The sequence below is a fragment of the Variovorax sp. PBS-H4 genome (genome assembly GCF_901827205.1).
Classification (GTDB): domain Bacteria; phylum Pseudomonadota; class Gammaproteobacteria; order Burkholderiales; family Burkholderiaceae_C; genus Variovorax.
In genome coordinates, this window is the sequence record NZ_LR594675.1 from 2101308 (window position 1) to 2117896 (window position 16589).

Consider the following 16589-nt stretch of genomic DNA (forward strand, 5'->3'; position numbering starts at 1 on the left):
GAAACGATCGATGGCAACGAAGATCTGGCACCAGAGCTTCACGGTGCTCTCCGACCTGGGAGCCTATGACGACGCGCTCAAGGCGCACTTCAAGCGCGTGGCCCGGCCCGACACCGAAGTCGTGGTGCACGGCATGCGGCCGGGCACCTACCGCAGCAACTATCCGGGCAACGACATTCGCCATGCCGGCCTGCAGCACCTGCATTCGATCCAGTTCATCGAGGCCGGGCTGGCGGCGGAGCGCGACGGCTTCGATGCCTACGCGATCAGCTCGCTTCCCGACCCGGCGCTGCGGGAGATCCGGAGCATGCTGCGCATTCCGGTCGTAGGCTACGGCGAGTCCGCCATGCTGAGCTCGTGCCTGCTCGGCGCGCGTTTCGCGGTGATGGTATTCATCAGCGAACTGACCGGCCTCATCGCCGACAACGCAGTGAAGTACGGCTTGGGCGGCCGCTTTGCCGGCGTGACCGATGTGGGCTTCCGCTTCAACGACGTGCTGGAAGGCTTCGGCACGCCCGGCCCGCTGATCGACCGCTTCCGCGAAGCCGCGCGCCAACGCATCGCCGCCGGCGCGGAAGTCATCATTCCTGGCGAGGCGCCGCTGTGCGTGCTGCTGGCCAGCCAGGGCGTCGCCAGCGTCGACGGGGTGCCGGTGCTCGACTCCCTGTCCTGCTGGGTGAAGCATGCCGAGATGCTGGTCGATCTGAAACGCCAGAGCGGCGTCGAGCGCTGCCAGCGCGGCTACTGGAACGAGCCGCCCGCACGCGAGCGCATCGACGAGCTCATGGCTTTCTATGGCCGCGGGAGCGCCGCATGAAGACGGTGCGCACGGGCCTGCTCGTGATCGGCGGCGGCGCGGCCGGGTTCGCCGCGGCGCTCGAGGCCGCCACGGCCGGCGTGCAGGTGACGCTGCTGGAGAAGACGGCGGACATCGGCGGCTCGTCCGCCATGAGCGGCGGCTGCCTCGCGTTCGCGGGCACCGACTTGCAGGAGGCCGAGGGCGTCGAGGATTCCGCAGAGCTGCTGCGCAGCGATCTCATCGAGGTCGGCCAGCACGACAACGACCCGGCCGTGGTCGACGCCTATGTGCACAACCAGCTCGACACCTACCGCTGGCTGCGCGGGCTCGGCTTGCAATTCAGTCCCTCGCTCGAGGCCTCCTCGGGCCAGTCGGTGCCGCGCGTGCACACCGTCGATCCGGCGGACATGGTGCGCCTGCTCGCCGCGCGCTGCGAGGCGACGGGCCGGGTCGAGGTGTGGATGTCCACCCGCGCCGAGCGGCTGCTGCGGCAGGGCGAGGCCGCGCCGGTCACCGGCGTGCTTGCCGACGGCCCTGAAGGCCGGTTCGCCATCGAGTCCGACCGCGGCGTGCTGCTGGCGAGCGGCGGGTTCTGCCGCAATGCCGAACTGGTGCATCGCTTCGCGCCCCACTACGCCGAGGCCGTGTTCGTGGGCGGCGAGGGCAACGTCGGCGATGGCCTGCTGATGGCCTGGAAGCTCGGTGCCGACCTGCGCGACATGGCCTACATCAAGGGCACCTTCGGCAAGCATCCGACCGACGTCCACAACAACCACAGCTGCCTGGCGGTCTACAAGGGCGCCATCGCGGTCAACCAGGACGGCAAGCGCTTCGTCGACGAATCCATCTCGTACAAGCTGCTGGGCGACGCCGTGATGCGCCAGCCCTATCACACCAGCTACCAGATCTTCGACGAACCGGTCTTCCAGAGCGGTGACGATCGCGTGCGCATCCTCGACTTCGGCCGGCGCATGGAAGAGGGGCTCATGGTGAAGGCGGACACGCTCGAAGCACTCGCACGGCAGATCGAGGTCCCTGCGGAGGTGCTGCGCGAGACGGTGGACCGCTACAACGCTTTTGTCGACGAAGGGCACGATCCCGAGTTCGGCCGCCGCACGCTGGTGCATCGCCAGGGCGAGCTGCGCCGGATCGAGGAAGCGCCTTTCTATGCCTACCCGTCGACCGCGGCCGTGTTCGGCACCTATTGCGGGCTGCGCATCGATGCCGACATGCGCGTCATCGACGTGTTCGGCGAGCCCATCGCCGGCCTGTATGCGGCGGGCGAAGTGGTGGGCGGCTTTCACGGCGGCGCATACATGACCGGGTCGGCGCTGGGCAAGGCGGTGGTGTTCGGCCGCCTGGCGGTGCGCACCGCGTGCCGGGCGGCGGTGGCGGCCTAGTCTTTCAGCCTCCTGCAGGGGCCGACAGCCTGGACTCGACCCGTGCGATGTCTCTGGCCTCGTAGGCGAGGAACAGGTCGGCGCCGCAGAGCCATTGCAAGGGCGCGAAGCGCTCGCGCAGCAGGGCAATCTCCTCTCGCGTCTGCCGCGCGCCGCGCCGGTTGCCGCCGATGTAAAGCGCGACCGGTTCGATCTCGGTCTGAAGCACGGGCACCCATTCGGCCGCCTGCGAACGCACATGGTCGAGCAGCGGCATCACTGAATGGGCATCGGCTTCCACCTGCGCGTCGTCGACGGCGACCAGCACCCGCGTGCGGCCGTGTTGCTCCCACATCAGCATGTTCATGTCGCGCAAGCCTTTCTGCGTGTAGCCGCCCATGGCATGCAGCACCAGCGCGGCGGCGTCGATCACGCCGGTCGCGTCGCCGCATTGGAGCAGGGCGAGAAACATCAGGCTGTCGAGGCGCGACGCGAGCTGCGCCTCTTCCTCTTCGAGCGCACGCCGTTGCGCCGCGAGCGCTACGAGGCGCGAGCGCAGCGCAGGCTCGCCCGGCATTTGCAGCGGCTCGTCCCACCGGTAGCGCGTGGCGCCCCGGCCTTCGAGGCGAAGGCGCGCAACCAGCGCGATGGTGGCTTCGACGACATCGCGCGCGGCCTCCTGCGAAGCGTTGGCGGCAAGCGACGGCAGCATGAGCAGGCGGCCCGGATGTCGATAGCGATAGATGCCGCAAGCAAGCGATGACGCCCCGGCGGTCGCAATCGGCTGCGCATCGTTTGCGGCCCCGAGCGTTGCGCCGGCGATGAAGCGATCGCCGAGCTGCTCGAAGAAGCTCTTGAAGGGCTCCCCGAACGGGCAATGCACCGGGGTAGGCTCGCACGGCGTCCAAGACGCGGCGGACGCGTCGGGCAGTGCTTCGAGCAGGTCGTAGCCCACCACGTCCTGCACGGTGTGGAGAGAGAGCCGGGCCGCACCCGGCGAGAGCACGACAAGCGTGCCGCCTCGGGCCATGAATTCCCTGAGCTCGCGCCGCCAGGCGCGCGTGTCACGCACCAACTGCTGCGACGCGATGACGCTGAGCAGCGCCACGCCGTCGCGGATGCTTTCACGCGGGTACGCATCCGCGATGGCGGCCGAATTCCAGATCAGCAGATCGATGCCATCGAGCGGCAACGGTGCGGCGAAGCTGAAGTCCGTTGCAAAAGAGGAGGGCAGAGGGAGATCGAGCAGACCGACTTGCATGAAGAGCACGCGATGCGTTGACAACCGACGAATCGCAAATATATCATCATGTCCGCATATCCAGACAAGCAGTCATGAACACCCCGGCAAGGCCCAAAGCGAAGCAAGGATCAGACCTGATGGGTGAGTCGACCGCTGCGCCACGCGACAAGGCGCCCGCCGATCCGGCGGAGCACGACCTCGATCGCAGTTCGGCCCTGCCGCTGTATGCGCAGGTCAAGCGCCGCCTGCAGGCGATCATCCGCACCGGCGTGCCGGGCGACGGCAAGTTCTATTCCGACCAGGAGCTCTGCGCGATGTTCGGCGTCAGCCGCTTCACGGTGCGCCAGGCGATCCAGGAATTGGTCGCGCAAGGTCTGTTGCGCCGCGTGCAGGGCCAGGGCACCTTCGTCAACACCGACAAGTTCGACGAGATCTTCGGCCCGCAGATGGACTTCAAGCACCAGTGGGAGCGCATCGGCCGGCCGCTGACCTTCAAGCTCAGGCGCTTTGCCATGCTGCCCTGCCCGGAAGACATGGCCTTCCACCTCGGCGTGAGCGCCGACCAGAGCGTGCTGCACATCGAACGCGTGCGCCAGGCCGGCCAGACGGTCGCGTCGTACGACTTCCGCTACATCCATCCCGACTTCGCCGCGTCGATCACCGAAGTCGAGGCGGCCCAGCATTCGCTGCTCGATCTCCTGGCGCGGCGCACCAGCCTGTCGCATGCACAGAACCGGCTGGAAGCATCGCTCGCCGACGCACGCACCGCCAAGCTGCTCGGCGTCGCCCTGGATTCGCCGGTGATGGTGCGCGAGCTCGCCTACTACTGCACCGAGGGCCTGCCCGTGATGGCGGGACGCTCGTATTCGCCGGGGGGCGTGCTCAGGCACGCCTTCACCGTCGCCCTCTCGCCCCCTGCGGGCGGCAACACGAACCCGCCGGTGGCGCCCGGCCCCCAGACCGCGCTGGAGGACCACGACTGAAGCCATCGCGCGCGCATTGCCCTTTCTTCATCCACTTCTGAACCAATCACCATGCTCCACTCGTTCCGCCCGCTTCTTCGCTTCTCGTCCCGGCTCGCGATCGCGTGCATCGTGGCCGGCTCGTCTGTCGCCGCCTTCGCGCAAGGCAGCTACAAGGTCGGCTCGGTCCTTTCCATGACCGGGCCCGCGGCCTTTCTCGGCGAAGACATGAAGGCCGGCATGGAGCTCGCGCTCGACGAGATCAATTCCAAGGGCGGCGTCAACGGCAAGAAGATCGAATGGTTCTTCTACGACGCCGAGAGCCAGACGCAGAAAGGGCTCGGCGCGACGCGCCGGCTGCTCACGCAGGACAAGGTCGACATGATCGTCGGTGGCGGCAACATGAGCGGCATGGCCATCGCGATGTCGCAGCTGACCGAGAAGGCCACCCTGCCTTTCATCGCGACCGAGGGCAGCATGCAGATCGTCACGCCGGTGTCCGAGCGGCCTTTCACCTTCAAGTCCACCGTCGATGACGACCAGGTCATGGAGCGTCTTGCCGACTACTTCGCCAAGAAGAAGATCACGAAGATCGCACTGCTTTCCGATTCGTCCGGCTTCGGGCAGAGCGCCGTGGAGCAGCTCAAGAAGACGGCGGCCACGCGCGGGCTCGACGTGGTGTACGAGACCTTCAACCCGACCGACACCGACATGGCGCCGCAACTCGGCAAGCTCAAGGCCGCCAACGTGCAAGCCATCGTCTGCTGGACCGTCACCCCGGCCGGCGTGGTGGCGATGAAGCAGGCCAAGACGCTCGGCCTGGGCAGCATCCCCTTCATCCACAGCTATGGCTTTGTCGACAAGCGCTACATGGACCTGGCGGGCGATGCCGCCAAGGACGTGCTGCTGGTAAGCGTCAAGTTCCCGGTCGGTGAAGACCTGCCCGACTCGGACCTGGCCAAGCCGCGCATCCTCGCGCTCAACAAGAACTTCGAGGCACGCTTCAAGCGCCGCCCCAACCAGTTCGCAGCCCAGACCTACGACGCCATGTATCTCGCGAAGATGGCACTCGAAAAAGGCGGCGAAGACAAGACCAAGGTGCGCGATGCGCTGGCCGGCATCCGCAACTACAACGGGGTCGGCGGCACCTTCAATTTTTCCGCGACCCAGCATTCGGGCCTCTCCAAGTCGGACCTCGTGCTGTTGAAGTACGAGGACGGCCGCTTCCGCCTGGCCGACTACCAGTGACCTGATTTCCCATCCCGCACCAGGAGCCCACCGCATGTCCGTCGCGACCTTGACCACGCGCACCATTCTCGATGTGCCCGAAAGCCGCTTCCCGCTCGACCTCGACGTCGAGATCCCGCGCATCCGCAACCTCTTTCACTCGGCCACCAGCAGCCAGTGGAATCCTTCGTCGGACATCGAGTGGGACGCGCTCGACATCACGCCCTTTACTCCCGAGCAGCTGTACGCCGCGCGCATGTACTGGAGCCGCCGCGCCTGGGGCGAGTATGGCGCGATCTCCGAATCGCCTGCCTTGCAGATCCGCTTCTGCAAGGAGAACTGCCCGCCCGACATGCGGCTCTTCTTCACCATCCGCACGCAGGAGGAGTCGCGCCATGCCGAGGTCTGCTTTCGAATGGCCGAACTGCTGGGCGGCTACATCGAACAGCCCGATCTCTCCGAGTTCCAGGGCGCGGTCGCGACGCATGGCGTGCGCAAGATGGCGCTCGATCCCGACGTACCGCTCGAAGGCGTGATCGCGGCGCTGGTCTGCGCGGCAGAAGAGATCGCCTTCGACGTGTTCCGCCACCTGATCGAGATCACGCCCAACAAGGTCGCGCAGCAGGTGCTCAAGAGCATCATGCGCGACGAGGTGCGGCACTGCGCCTTCGGCTGGGCCTTCATGAGCAGCCGCGTTCCGCATCTCTCGAAGGCGCAATTGCGGGCGGTCGAGGACGCGGTCATCACGATGATCGAGAAGGTCGAACTCAACGGCTATCACTCCGCCTGGCTCTCGCCGGACAGCGCGGCCACACGCACCGAAGTCGAAGTCGACCGGCTGACCTGGGAAGCTGGCCTGGGCGCGACCGTCGAAGAGCTCGAGAAGCCCGTCTTCATTGCCTCCGTGGCCCGCATCCGCCGGCAGATGGCGGAGTCGTGGGGCCTCAAGCTGCCGATGTTCCGCCACCCGAAGATCGAAGGGGAGTTCTGAGCATGCAGGCGACCCCGATCCTTGTCGAGCGCCGCTTTCCGCTCGAACTCAAGCGCTCGATCGTCTCGATCCGCGAGCTCTACGAGATCTCCAAGGCCAGCCGGTGGACGCCGGCCAAGGACATCGCCTGGGACTCCTTCGATCCCGGCGCTTCCGAAGCCGCGCGCAATGCCGCACGGCTCGTGTGGAGCCGGCGTGCCTGGCTCGAATACACCGGCCTCGCCGAAACGCCGGCCCTGCTGATCCGCTTCTGCCTGGAGCTGGACCGGGAGTCCGATCCGAAGTATTTCCTGGCCGTGCGCAACACCGAAGAGGCGTGGCATCTCGAATGCTTTCATCGCTACGCGAAGGCACTGGGCGGCTACATCAACGCACCGTCTGACAAGCGCTGGGAAGCGGTGCTCAACCGCACGCTCTACCGCGACGCGCTCGATGCGACGCAATCGCTCGATGGCTATGTCGCCGTGCATTGTGCAATCGAGGACGGGATCGAACTCGCGCTCTACCAGCTCTACGCCGGCAACGCGCGCGAACCGGTGGCGGCGCAGATCCTCGCCAGGGCGGTCGCAGCCAAGGAGCGGCATGCGTCCTTCGGCTGGCTCTATCTCCAGGAGCGCGCGGCGCGAATGGACGATGCCGCCAAGGCGGCGATCGTGTCGCAGATCGAGTCGTGGCTGACGCATGTGGCCTTCGCGGGCTACCAGATCCCGAGTCTCTCGACCGAGATCGATGCGGGTGACTACGAGGCTGCTGCAACGCTCGCGGCCGAGGCGGGCCTCGGCGCGGCCACGCCGGCGCAGGAGCAGCAGACTTTCAGGCAGTGCGTCCAGGATGCGCGCACACGGCTCGCTCAGTGGGGCTTTGCATTGCCGACGGTGCGCCATCCGGTGCTCGGCGAGGTCTGACAGGCCGAAGTTCAAGAGAGGACGTTGCATGAACGAGTCGGTCCAGCTGCTACTCGCCGGCCTCGGCACGGGCAGCATTTATGCGCTGGTCGCGCTGGGCTTCAACATCATCTTCAAGAGCACGGGCGCGCTGAACTTCGCGCAGGGCGAATGGGTGATGCTGGGCGGCATGGTGGCTGCCACGCTCTATGCAGCCAAGGTGCCGCTGTGGCTGGCGCTGGTCGCCGCAGTGTGCGTCGCGATGCTGGTCGGCGCCGTGTCCGAGCGGCTCATCGTGCGCCGGCTGCAACGGCCCACGGCCATGTCGATCACCATCGTCACGATCGCGATCGCGATCTGCACCAAGAGCCTGGTCATGCTGCTGCTCGGCAAGAACCCGGCCGGGCTGCCTTCGTTCTCCAGCGGCGGCGCGGTGCACTTCGCCGGCGCGGTGTTCGAGTCGCAATCGCTGTGGATCATCGGCGTCGCCGCGCTGGTGATGGGCGGCGCGGGTTGGTTCTTCAACCGCACGGTGCTGGGCAAGTCGATGCGCGCGGCGGCGGCGCAACCCGAGGCTGCGGCGCTGGTGGGCATCAGCCCGCGGCTCACGATGTCGCTGTCCTTCGTGCTCGCCGCAGGCATCGGCGCGCTGGCCGGCGTGATCGTCACGCCGCTCACGCTGACGTCCTTCGATCACGGCACGATCCTCGGCTTCAAGGCTTTCTGCGCTGCGATGCTCGGCGGACTCGGCAGCTTGCCGGGCGCGATGGTCGGCGGACTGGCGCTCGGGCTGGCCGAGAGTTTTGCGGGCGGCATGCTGTCCTCGCACTTCAAGGACGCGGTGTCCTTCGTGGTGCTGCTGATGGTGCTGGTGCGCTGGCCCAACGGTCTCCTGGGACAAGGACAGGTCGAGAAGATATGACGAGCGTCTCGAACAAGGGCAGGAGCCGGCGCGCGCTGCTCATCGTCTGGCTGCTGGCAATGGCCTGGCCGCTGGTCGCACCCAACGACTACGTGCTGAGCCTCGGCGTCTACTTCTTCCTCAACCTGATCCTGATCGCGAGCCTGAACATGATCATGGGCTGGGCCGGGCAGGTGTCGCTCGCGCACGCGGCCTTCTACGGGCTCGGCGCCTATGTGAGCGGCGTGCTCAACACCAAGTACGGGATCTCGCCGTGGCTCGGCTCGCTGGCGGCCATTCTCATGGTGGCGGTGGCCGCGGGCTTCATCGGGCTCACCACGCTGCGTTTGCGGGGGCCGTACCTGTCGATGGGCACCTTGGGCTTCAGCGGCATTCTCTCGGTGCTCTTCGTCGAACTCGTGCCGCTCACCGGAGGGCCGAACGGCCTGGCGGGCATTGCGCCTTACGCGCTGTTCGGCTGGGAGCTCGACACCCCGGCGCGCTTCTTCTGGCTCGCATGGGCCGTGTCGGCGGTGCTGATGTGGCTGCTGCTCAACCTGTTCGCCAGCGTGCCGGGGCGCGCATTGCGCGCGATCGCGGGCAGCGAGATCGGTGCCAACACGCTCGGTGTCGACACCTTCGCGTACAAGGTGGTGGCCTTCAGCCTTTCCGCCGCGATGGCCGGGCTGGCCGGCGCCCTGTATGCGCACTTCAACCTCTTCGTCTCGCCCGAGACCTTCGGCTTCGCCGCGTCGGTTCTGCTGGTCGTGATGGTCGCGCTGGGTGGCGCAGGGCGCTACTGGGGCCCTTTCTTCGGCGCGGCGATCTTCACGGTCGTGCCGGAGTTGCTGCGGCAGTTCCAGGATGTCGAACTGCTTGTGTTCGGCATCTGCATGATCTGCGTGCTGCTGTACTTTCCCGGTGGCATTGCCGGGCTGCCAGGGCATTTGAAGCGACGTGCGAGGCCGCGCGACGCGTTCAACGTCACGAAGACCACCAAGGCCGCGGCCGCGCCCGCCGGGCCGGGCACCAGCGTGGAGGCCGTCGATGGCACTGCTGGACGTTGAAGGCCTGCGCGTCACCTTCGGCGGGCTGCATGCGGTCGACGGCCTCAGCACGTCGGTCCGCGAAGGCTCGATCAAGGGCATCATCGGCCCCAACGGCGCAGGCAAGACGACGCTCTTCAACGCCATCGCCGGCATCCAGCGCCTGAGCCAGGGCATGATCACGCTCGAAGGCCGGCGCATCGAAACGCTCAAGCCTTTCCAGCGTGCAAAGCTCGGGCTCGCGCGCACCTTCCAGAACCTGCAGATCTTTCCGGAGCTCAGCCTGATCGAAAACGTGATGATCGGCTGCCACCCGAAGGCGCAGGCCAGCGGCTTCATCGCGTCGATGCTCGGCACACCCCGCACGCGGGAGGAAGAGCGGCGCATCGAGGCCACGGCCTATGCCAAGCTCGCGCTGCTCGGCATGGCCGACCGCGCGATGTCGCTTGCCGGCAACCTGAGCTTCGGCGAATCGAAGCTGCTCGAGATCGCGCGCGCCCTGGCCGCCGATCCCAAGGTCCTGATGCTCGACGAGCCCATTGCCGGTGTGCCCGCATCGGAGCAGGCGCCGATCGCGCGGATGATCCGGCAGGTCAATGCGCAAGGCGTCACGGTGGTGCTTGTCGAACACAACATGCGCATGGTGATGGGGCTGTGCGACGAGATCCTCGTGCTGCGCAGCGGGCGCTTCCTGGCCGAAGGAACGCCGGCCGAGATCTCGTCGAATCCGGAAGTCATCGGTGCCTACCTCGGCCAGCCGCTCGAGGAGACCGTCGATGCTTGAGATCCGCAACCTGCACGTGTCCTATGGGCAGGGCGACGTCCTGCGCGGCGTCTCGCTGGGCATTCCCGACGGCGGTTTCACCGCGTTGATCGGGGCCAACGGAGCCGGCAAGTCGACCCTGATGCGAACCGTCAGCGGCCTGATGAAGCCCTCGAAGGGCAGCATCGTGCTCGACGGCCAGGAGATCTCCGGACAGCGCGCCGAACGCGTCGTGCGGCAGGGCGTCGCACTGGTGCCGGAGGGGCGCAAGGTCTTCGCGCCGCTCTCGGTAGGGGAAAACCTGGAGATGGGCGCGTTCCAGTTCCTGATGCGCGGCACGAAAGACCGGTATCGGCGCCGGCTCGACTTCGTGCTGGCGTTATTCCCGCGCCTGGCCGAAAGGCTGGCGCAGCCGGCCGGCACCCTGTCGGGCGGCGAGCAGCAGATGCTGGCCATCGGCCGTGCACTGATGTGCGAGCCGCGGCTCCTGTTGCTCGACGAACCGTCGATGGGCCTCGCGCCGCTGGTGGTGACGCAGATCTTCGCGACGCTCTCGACCCTGTGCGAGCAGGGCCTGACGATCTTCGTCTGCGAACAGAACAGCGAGGTGACGCTGCGCCATGCGGCCTACGGCCATGTCCTTGAAAACGGCCAGGTGACCTTGTCGGGTCCGGCCGGTGAACTGCTGCGCGACGAGCGTGTGAAGGAAGCCTATCTTGGAGTTTGACAGCCAACACGTCGTCGAGCTCGTCGAGGCGATGGAGCAGAACTACAGCCTGCGCCGCCGCCACCCCGAGCGTGAGTCGGTGTATGCCGACTACTCGGCACGCAGCGAGCGCTTCCGCAATGCGACGCCGGGATGGCGGTCACTTTCCTACGCGGCTCCGGAGCGCTGCGCCATCGACTGGTTTCCTGCCGACGCCGCCAAGGGCGTGCCGAAGGAGGGGACGCCTCTGCTCGTCTTTATTCACGGGGGGTTCTGGCGCGCACTCGATCGCCGCATCTTCAGCTTTATCGCCGAGGGCTATGTGAAGGCGGGCGTCTCCGTCGCAATGCTGGGCTACGAGCTCGCGCCGGCGGTGAAGCTGGGGCGCATCGTCGAACAGGTGAGCGATGCGATGCGCTGGCTGAACCGGCGCGCGGGCGAGCTCGGCTTCGATCCACGCCGCGTCACGGTCTCGGGCCATTCGGCCGGCGGCCACCTCGCGGCGATGCTGAGTGCGACGCCACCTGCCGACCTCGAAGGCCATCCCTTCGTCGCCTCGGTCCCGGTCAGCGGTGTGTTCTCGCTGGCGCCGCTGCTGCTCACGAGCGTCAACGATGACGTGCGCATGACCCCGCGCGAAGCCCTGCGTCTCAGTCCCGACGGCATGGAGCGCTTTCACGCGCGCGAGTTCATCGTCGCGGTGGGTGCCCGTGAGACGGATGGGTTCATCGGACAGAGCCGCAGCTTCAGCACCTGGGCGGAACGCGTGGGCACGCCGTCCAGGCTGGTGATCGTGCCGAACCGCACGCACTTCGATGTGCTCGAAGACCTGGCGCGCCCGGAACTGCCGCTGTTCCAGCAGGTGTTCGAAGCCTTGTTGCGTTTGCCCGCGGGCTGACCGTCGTCATGACACCGGGCCCGGGCCAGCCTGGCGAAAGCCGCTATCCCCGCGACTTCGATCCGGCGATGGCAGCGATCCTCGAAACCCAGCGTGCGCACGCGCTGCGCGAAGGCCCCGCGCCCGATCGCTACACGCTGCCCTTCGCCGACGCGCGGGCGTTGCTGATCGAGGAGCGTCGCCGCAGCCACACCGGCTTGCCGGCGATGCATGAGATCGTCGAAGAATCGTTGCGGGTCGAGGGTCGAACGGTCGGCCTGCGCTGGTACCGACCGACGGCACGGGCCGATGCATCGCTCATCGTCTACCTGCATGGGGGCGGCTGGTGCGTGGGCTCCAACGATACGCATGACACGGTGCTGCGCCATCTCGCCGCGGCATCGGGCATGCCGGTGTGCGGCGTCGAGTATTCGCTTGCGCCCGAGCATCCGTTTCCGGCAGCGACCCGGGATGTCCGGGCTGTCGTGGACCTGATGCTGATGGAGATTCGGCGCCGCGGCGGCCGTCTGGTGCTGGCGGGCGACTCGGCCGGTGCCAACCTCGCGCTGGTGGAGGCCATGCGCCGGCGCGACGACGGGGCCTCGCGAGACCTTGCAGCGCTGCTTCTTTTCTACGGCGTCTATGCGCCGATGCGCGAGGGCGGCTCGGTCGCTGCCTATGGTGGTGGCGAGTTCGGACTCAGCGCGAGGGCGCAGCAGCGCTATGTCGAAGCCTATGTCTCGAAGGGGATGAACCCTCACGATCCGCGCATCCATCCGCTGCTTGGGCGTCTCGATGGGCTGCCATCGACCTGGCTGCTGGCGGCGGGGCTGGACATGCTGCTGGACGATTCCATCGACCTGCATCGCGCGTTGCGCGCAGCGCGGGTGGAAGCCGAACTCCGGTTGTGCCCCGGTGTGCCCCACGGCTTCCTGAACCACGCGAACACGTTGCCTGCGGCCCGCCACTGCCTGGTGGAGGCAAGCCGCTTCGCCGCCGCAGCGTAGAAGCTAACGCGAGCCGATCGCGCGGACGCCCACCACGCCGCGTCCGCTCGGCCGGCGCTGCGAGGCGAACACCTCGAAGAGGAAATCGGTGAAGGCCTTGACCTTGGCCGAGCCGACGCGCGACTTGGCCATGACCACGTAGAAGGTCTTCACTGCGGTGTCCCACTCGGGATAGGCCTGGACCAGCGTGCCGTCGGCGAGTTGCCGGTTCACGAACACGTCGAGCACGCAGGTCACCCCGACGCCGCGCTCCGCCGCGATGAGGAGCGCGTCGCTGCTGTTGTAGTGGAGCGGGCCATCGGGACGGATCTCGAGCTCCTCGTCGCCTTTCTTCAGCGGCCACGGGTTCACGAAGCGCCGTTCCTCCGGCAGGATGCCGATGCACTTGCGGCGATCCAGGTCGCCGGGATGCGCGGGCAGGCTTGCCACCAGTTCGGGTGCGCAGCACACGACATAGTGGCCTTCATAGATGGGCCGCGCGATCAGGTCGGCGTCTTCGACCTGATCCATGCGGATCGCCAGGTCGATGCCGCGCTCGATCACGTGGTGCCGCTGGTTGGTGAGGGTGAGCGCCGTGGAGATCTCGGGGTAACGCTTGGCGAACTCGGGCAGGGCCGGGCACAGGAGCGCGTGGCCGAGCGAGATCGGCATCTCGACGTGCAGCCGGCCGCGCAACTGCCCGACCTGGCTGCGGATCTCGTCTTCGGTGCGCGAGACGGATTCGAGCAGTTCGCGCGCGCGCAGCAGGAAGGTCTGGCCTTCCTCCGTCAGCCGCAGCCGGCGGGTGTCGCGATTGATGAGGGTCACGTCGAGGTGGCGCTCGAGATTGCGCACGCACGTCGTCACGGTCGCGTTCGCGAGGTCCAGCGATTCGGCGGCTCGCGAGAAGCTGCCGCATTCGGCCACGCGAACGAAGACCTCCATGCCCCAAAGCCTGTCGATGTCTGTCTCCTGGTAGATGTCGGACGGTGCAAATTCTAGATCGGTTGGACCATTCCATTCCCGGTCGTGTGCTCACACGGGCGCGCGGCTGCGTTCCAGTTCGAGCGCGAGCAGGGGGAGGATGTCGTGCCAGTCGCCTTCCACCGCGACGTCGCAGCGCGAGAAGATGTCCGCGTCGCGATCCTTGTTGAGCGCCACGATGCGCGTGGCGGGCGAGATGCCGGCCATGTGCTGAGGGGTGCCGGAGATGGCCACCGCAAAGTAGATCCTGGGCGCGACGAACTTGCCCGACTGGCCGACCTGATGGGCCACCGGCACCCACCCCGCATCGACCGCGGGCAGGCTTCCGCCGAGGCCGGCGCCCAGTGCGGCGGCGATGCGCCCCAGCCACTCGAAGCCTTCCGGCCCGGCGATGCCGCGCCCGCCCGCGACCACCAGGCTCGCGCCCTCCACGCGCGGGCGCCCGTTGTCTGCCGCCTGCGCTTCGACGGGATAAGGCGGCGGCTCGTGCAGGGCCACCTGCGTCACGGTGGTGTGTGCGGCTGTGCCCTTGCCTTCGCCCTGCGGCCGGAGCGTGGCGCAGGTGACCGGCGCTGCGCTGCGCAGCATCAGTTCAACCCGCCCGCCAAACGCGGCGCGCCTGGCCGTGACTGCGCCATCGGCGACGGCCAACGCGGTGCAGCGGCCGAGGCTGACGCCGTCGAGTCGACCGGCGACGAGCGCGGCGATCGTCTCGCCTTCGGTGCCGGCCGGCAGGAGCACGAGCTGCCTGCGCCCGCAGTCGCGCAGCCGGTCCGCCAGGTGCCCTGCGATGGCCGCGGGATGCGTGGCGCCGATGTAGTCCAGCACCACGGGCGCTGCCGGCGTGCCCAGCGCCAAGGCCTCCCCGACGAGACGCTCGCGCTCCTCGCGCCCGGTCTCCCATGGATGCAGCACGACGGTGACCTGCAAGCTGCTCGCCGGGGCACCTCCGACTGGGTCCATGATGCCCATCGCCTCCGCGGCGTCCGTCCCGCTCATGAGGCCACCGCCCCCATCAGCACCTGTGCCAGCGCACGCGCCTTCTGTTCGGGGGAGCCTTCCAGCCATTCGCATTCCGTGTGGCGGACCGGCGCCTGTGCCGGCCCCACCGCATCCAGCCGCAGCGCGCCTTCCGACGCGGGCGATGCCGCATGCAGGACCTCGAAGACAGCCTTCTTGGACAGCATGACGTTTTTCATCAGCGGGTGGCGCAGCCGGTTGCCGGGGTCGTTCGTCGCGCTGAGCAGCATGGGTGCGGCAAGCTGCACGCGTTCCAGGCCGCCCGCGCCCTGGCGCAGCGCGGCGAAGCCTTCTCCTTGCCTGCGGATGTTCAGGGCCAGCGGGACGTAGGTCATGCCGACCGCAAGCGAGAGTGCGGCGGGCACCGAGCCGTCGTCGTAATCGCCGAATTCCCGGCCGACCAGCACGAGCGATGCCATGGGCGCGCGTTCGCGCAGCGCCTGCGACAACGCGCCGGCGACCGCCGCGCCGTCCCAGCGCGCCAGTGCGTCGAGGTCGACGCGGCAGACGGCGTCCGGCCGCCAGCCCGCGACGCGCCGCGTCAAGGCATCGTCAGCGGCGACCAGCGCCGTGATGCGGATGTCCGGGTTCGCGTCGCGCAAGGCGAGTGCGAGTTCCAGCGCCGCCTCGTCGAAGGGGCTGAGCGCTGCGTACCGGGAGGCGTGGATTTGCAGCGATGCGACCGAGAGCGCCTGGGGCAGGGGCCACTTGGGGTCGGCAACGCCGCTGATGAGTACGGCAAGGTCCATGAAGGGACTTTGCGCCGCCGGCATCGGGCCGCCAACGCCCGTCGCGCGAAAACTGACTTCGCAAAACTTCGCCGAAGCGCCGGGCCGTCGCTCGGAGAATCGCCTCTAGTTCCACCCACGCCCGACCATGCACGCCAAAGTCCTGATCCTCGGCTCCGGCCCCGCCGGCTATACCGCAGCGGTGTATGCCGCGCGCGCCAACCTTCAACCGCTTCTGGTGACCGGCATGGCCCAGGGCGGCCAGCTCATGACGACCACCGAGGTCGACAACTGGCCCGCCGATGTCCATGGCGTGCAGGGGCCCGAGCTGATGCAGCGCTTTTTCGAGCATGCGGAACGCTTCAAGACCCGCATCGGGTTCGATCACATCCACAGGGTGGATCTCGGCAGCCGGCCCTTCGTGCTGCAGGGCGACAGCGGCCGGTACACCTGCGATGCGTTGATCGTCGCCACCGGGGCTTCGGCCAAATACCTCGGCCTTCCATCGGAGCAGGCCTTCATGGGCCGGGGCGTCTCGGGCTGCGCGACCTGCGACGGATTTTTCTACCGCGACCGGGTCACCTGCGTGGTCGGCGGCGGGAACACGGCGGTGGAGGAAGCGCTCTACCTGTCGAACATCGCGAGCAAGGTGTACCTGGTGCATCGCCGGGACAGGTTCAAGGCCGAGCCGATCCTGGTGGACAAGCTGATGGAGAAAGTGGCGGCCGGGACCATCGAGCTCAAGCTCTTCAAGACCCTGGCCGAAGTGACGGGCGACGCGCAGGGCGTGAGCGGTGTGCGCCTTAAGGACGAGCGAACCGGCGAGACCGAGGCGCTGAGCCTGCACGGCTGCTTCATCGCCATCGGCCACCATCCCAACACGGACATCTTCCAGGGGCAGCTGGAGATGAAGGACGGCTACCTGGTCACCCGCTCGGGTCTGCAAGGCCTGGCGACGATGACCAGCGTGCCGGGCGTGTTCGCCGCGGGCGACGTGCAGGACCACGTGTACAGGCAGGCCATCACCAGTGCGGGTACGGGCTGCATGGCGGCGCTGGATGCGCAGCGTTTTCTCGAGCAGCAGGGGTGACCC

The 16589-nt window shown here is 67.6% G+C and carries 17 protein-coding genes; 13 read left to right on the forward strand and 4 right to left on the reverse strand.

The window, feature by feature from the left end; translation table 11 throughout:
• The first annotated feature begins 10 nt into the window (after positions 1-10).
• Positions 11-817, forward strand: coding sequence for an aspartate/glutamate racemase family protein (locus E5CHR_RS10125; protein WP_162579556.1), 807 nt, complete (start codon positions 11-13; stop codon positions 815-817).
• Positions 814-2199 (forward strand): FAD-dependent oxidoreductase, encoded by a 1386-nt coding sequence (locus tag E5CHR_RS10130; RefSeq protein WP_162579557.1) that lies wholly within the window; start codon positions 814-816, stop codon positions 2197-2199. Before E5CHR_RS10125 ends, E5CHR_RS10130 begins: the two co-directional genes overlap by 4 nt.
• A gap of 4 nt (positions 2200-2203) precedes the next feature.
• On the opposite strand, the gene E5CHR_RS10135 is transcribed toward E5CHR_RS10130, so the two are convergent.
• A complete protein-coding gene (locus tag E5CHR_RS10135; protein ID WP_162579558.1) occupies positions 2204-3439 on the reverse strand; it encodes a hypothetical protein in 1236 nt (411 codons plus the stop codon).
• Between the two features lie 119 nt (positions 3440-3558).
• Here E5CHR_RS10135 and E5CHR_RS10140 point away from each other — a divergent pair, with 119 nt between their 5' ends.
• Genes E5CHR_RS10140 through E5CHR_RS10185 form a run of 10 tightly spaced genes read left to right on the forward strand, consistent with a single transcriptional unit; the run spans position 3559 to position 12785 of the window.
• Entirely contained in the window at positions 3559-4404 is an 846-nt protein-coding gene (locus tag E5CHR_RS10140; RefSeq protein WP_162579559.1) for a GntR family transcriptional regulator, read from the forward strand.
• Between the two features lie 51 nt (positions 4405-4455).
• Positions 4456-5631: an ABC transporter substrate-binding protein gene (locus tag E5CHR_RS10145; protein ID WP_162579560.1), complete on the forward strand. Its 1176-nt coding sequence runs from the start codon at positions 4456-4458 to the stop codon at positions 5629-5631.
• A gap of 34 nt (positions 5632-5665) precedes the next feature.
• Positions 5666-6601 carry a ferritin-like domain-containing protein gene (locus E5CHR_RS10150; RefSeq protein WP_162579561.1) on the forward strand — a complete coding sequence of 312 codons (936 nt, stop codon included), beginning with the start codon at positions 5666-5668 and terminating at the stop codon, positions 6599-6601.
• Between the two features lie 2 nt (positions 6602-6603).
• Positions 6604-7506 (forward strand): hypothetical protein, encoded by a 903-nt coding sequence (locus tag E5CHR_RS10155; RefSeq protein WP_162579562.1) that lies wholly within the window; start codon positions 6604-6606, stop codon positions 7504-7506.
• Between the two features lie 28 nt (positions 7507-7534).
• Positions 7535-8407, forward strand: coding sequence for a branched-chain amino acid ABC transporter permease (locus E5CHR_RS10160; protein ID WP_162579563.1), 873 nt, complete (start codon positions 7535-7537; stop codon positions 8405-8407).
• Positions 8404-9453: a branched-chain amino acid ABC transporter permease gene (locus tag E5CHR_RS10165; protein WP_162579564.1), complete on the forward strand. Its 1050-nt coding sequence runs from the start codon at positions 8404-8406 to the stop codon at positions 9451-9453. The genes E5CHR_RS10160 and E5CHR_RS10165 overlap by 4 nt, the downstream gene beginning before the upstream one ends.
• Entirely contained in the window at positions 9434-10216 is a 783-nt protein-coding gene (locus E5CHR_RS10170; protein WP_162579565.1) for an ABC transporter ATP-binding protein, read from the forward strand. The genes E5CHR_RS10165 and E5CHR_RS10170 overlap by 20 nt, the downstream gene beginning before the upstream one ends.
• Entirely contained in the window at positions 10209-10922 is a 714-nt protein-coding gene (locus E5CHR_RS10175) for an ABC transporter ATP-binding protein (protein WP_162579566.1), read from the forward strand. Before E5CHR_RS10170 ends, E5CHR_RS10175 begins: the two co-directional genes overlap by 8 nt.
• Complete coding sequence (locus E5CHR_RS10180) at positions 10912-11799, forward strand: alpha/beta hydrolase (RefSeq protein ID WP_162579567.1); 888 nt, start codon at positions 10912-10914, stop codon at positions 11797-11799. The genes E5CHR_RS10175 and E5CHR_RS10180 overlap by 11 nt, the downstream gene beginning before the upstream one ends.
• Positions 11800-11807: 8 nt before the next feature.
• Positions 11808-12785, forward strand: coding sequence for an alpha/beta hydrolase (locus E5CHR_RS10185; RefSeq protein WP_162579568.1), 978 nt, complete (start codon positions 11808-11810; stop codon positions 12783-12785).
• A gap of 3 nt (positions 12786-12788) precedes the next feature.
• On the opposite strand, the gene E5CHR_RS10190 is transcribed toward E5CHR_RS10185, so the two are convergent.
• The 3 genes from E5CHR_RS10190 to E5CHR_RS10200 form a co-directional block, all read right to left on the reverse strand.
• Positions 12789-13709: a LysR family transcriptional regulator gene (locus E5CHR_RS10190; RefSeq protein ID WP_162579569.1), complete on the reverse strand. Its 921-nt coding sequence runs from the start codon at positions 13707-13709 to the stop codon at positions 12789-12791.
• 90 nt (positions 13710-13799) lie between these two features.
• Positions 13800-14747, reverse strand: coding sequence for an electron transfer flavoprotein subunit alpha/FixB family protein (locus E5CHR_RS10195; RefSeq protein ID WP_162579570.1), 948 nt, complete (start codon positions 14745-14747; stop codon positions 13800-13802).
• A complete protein-coding gene (locus E5CHR_RS10200; RefSeq protein ID WP_162579571.1) occupies positions 14744-15517 on the reverse strand; it encodes a hypothetical protein in 774 nt (257 codons plus the stop codon). Before E5CHR_RS10200 ends, E5CHR_RS10195 begins: the two co-directional genes overlap by 4 nt.
• Before the next feature lie 127 nt (positions 15518-15644).
• Here E5CHR_RS10200 and trxB point away from each other — a divergent pair, with 127 nt between their 5' ends.
• Positions 15645-16586: a thioredoxin-disulfide reductase gene (gene trxB / locus E5CHR_RS10205; RefSeq protein ID WP_162579572.1), complete on the forward strand. Its 942-nt coding sequence runs from the start codon at positions 15645-15647 to the stop codon at positions 16584-16586.
• Positions 16587-16589 lie beyond the last annotated feature (3 nt).

Excerpts from the sequence above, each read along its gene's own strand:
- E5CHR_RS10125 (WP_162579556.1), top strand. The coding sequence starts at position 11 with ATGGCAACGAAGATCTGGCACCAGAGCTTCACGGTGCTCTCCGACCTG.
- E5CHR_RS10130 (WP_162579557.1), top strand. The coding sequence starts at position 814 with ATGAAGACGGTGCGCACGGGCCTGCTCGTGATCGGCGGCGGCGCGGCC.
- E5CHR_RS10135 (WP_162579558.1), bottom strand. The coding sequence starts at position 3,439 with ATGCAAGTCGGTCTGCTCGATCTCCCTCTGCCCTCCTCTTTTGCAACG.
- E5CHR_RS10140 (WP_162579559.1), top strand. The coding sequence starts at position 3,559 with ATGGGTGAGTCGACCGCTGCGCCACGCGACAAGGCGCCCGCCGATCCG.
- E5CHR_RS10145 (WP_162579560.1), top strand. The coding sequence starts at position 4,456 with ATGCTCCACTCGTTCCGCCCGCTTCTTCGCTTCTCGTCCCGGCTCGCG.
- E5CHR_RS10150 (WP_162579561.1), top strand. The coding sequence starts at position 5,666 with ATGTCCGTCGCGACCTTGACCACGCGCACCATTCTCGATGTGCCCGAA.
- E5CHR_RS10155 (WP_162579562.1), top strand. The coding sequence starts at position 6,604 with ATGCAGGCGACCCCGATCCTTGTCGAGCGCCGCTTTCCGCTCGAACTC.
- E5CHR_RS10160 (WP_162579563.1), top strand. The coding sequence starts at position 7,535 with ATGAACGAGTCGGTCCAGCTGCTACTCGCCGGCCTCGGCACGGGCAGC.
- E5CHR_RS10165 (WP_162579564.1), top strand. The coding sequence starts at position 8,404 with ATGACGAGCGTCTCGAACAAGGGCAGGAGCCGGCGCGCGCTGCTCATC.
- E5CHR_RS10170 (WP_162579565.1), top strand. The coding sequence starts at position 9,434 with ATGGCACTGCTGGACGTTGAAGGCCTGCGCGTCACCTTCGGCGGGCTG.
- E5CHR_RS10175 (WP_162579566.1), top strand. The coding sequence starts at position 10,209 with ATGCTTGAGATCCGCAACCTGCACGTGTCCTATGGGCAGGGCGACGTC.
- E5CHR_RS10185 (WP_162579568.1), top strand. The coding sequence starts at position 11,808 with ATGACACCGGGCCCGGGCCAGCCTGGCGAAAGCCGCTATCCCCGCGAC.
- E5CHR_RS10190 (WP_162579569.1), bottom strand. The coding sequence starts at position 13,709 with ATGGAGGTCTTCGTTCGCGTGGCCGAATGCGGCAGCTTCTCGCGAGCC.
- E5CHR_RS10195 (WP_162579570.1), bottom strand. The coding sequence starts at position 14,747 with ATGAGCGGGACGGACGCCGCGGAGGCGATGGGCATCATGGACCCAGTC.
- E5CHR_RS10200 (WP_162579571.1), bottom strand. The coding sequence starts at position 15,517 with ATGGACCTTGCCGTACTCATCAGCGGCGTTGCCGACCCCAAGTGGCCC.
- trxB (WP_162579572.1), top strand. The coding sequence starts at position 15,645 with ATGCACGCCAAAGTCCTGATCCTCGGCTCCGGCCCCGCCGGCTATACC.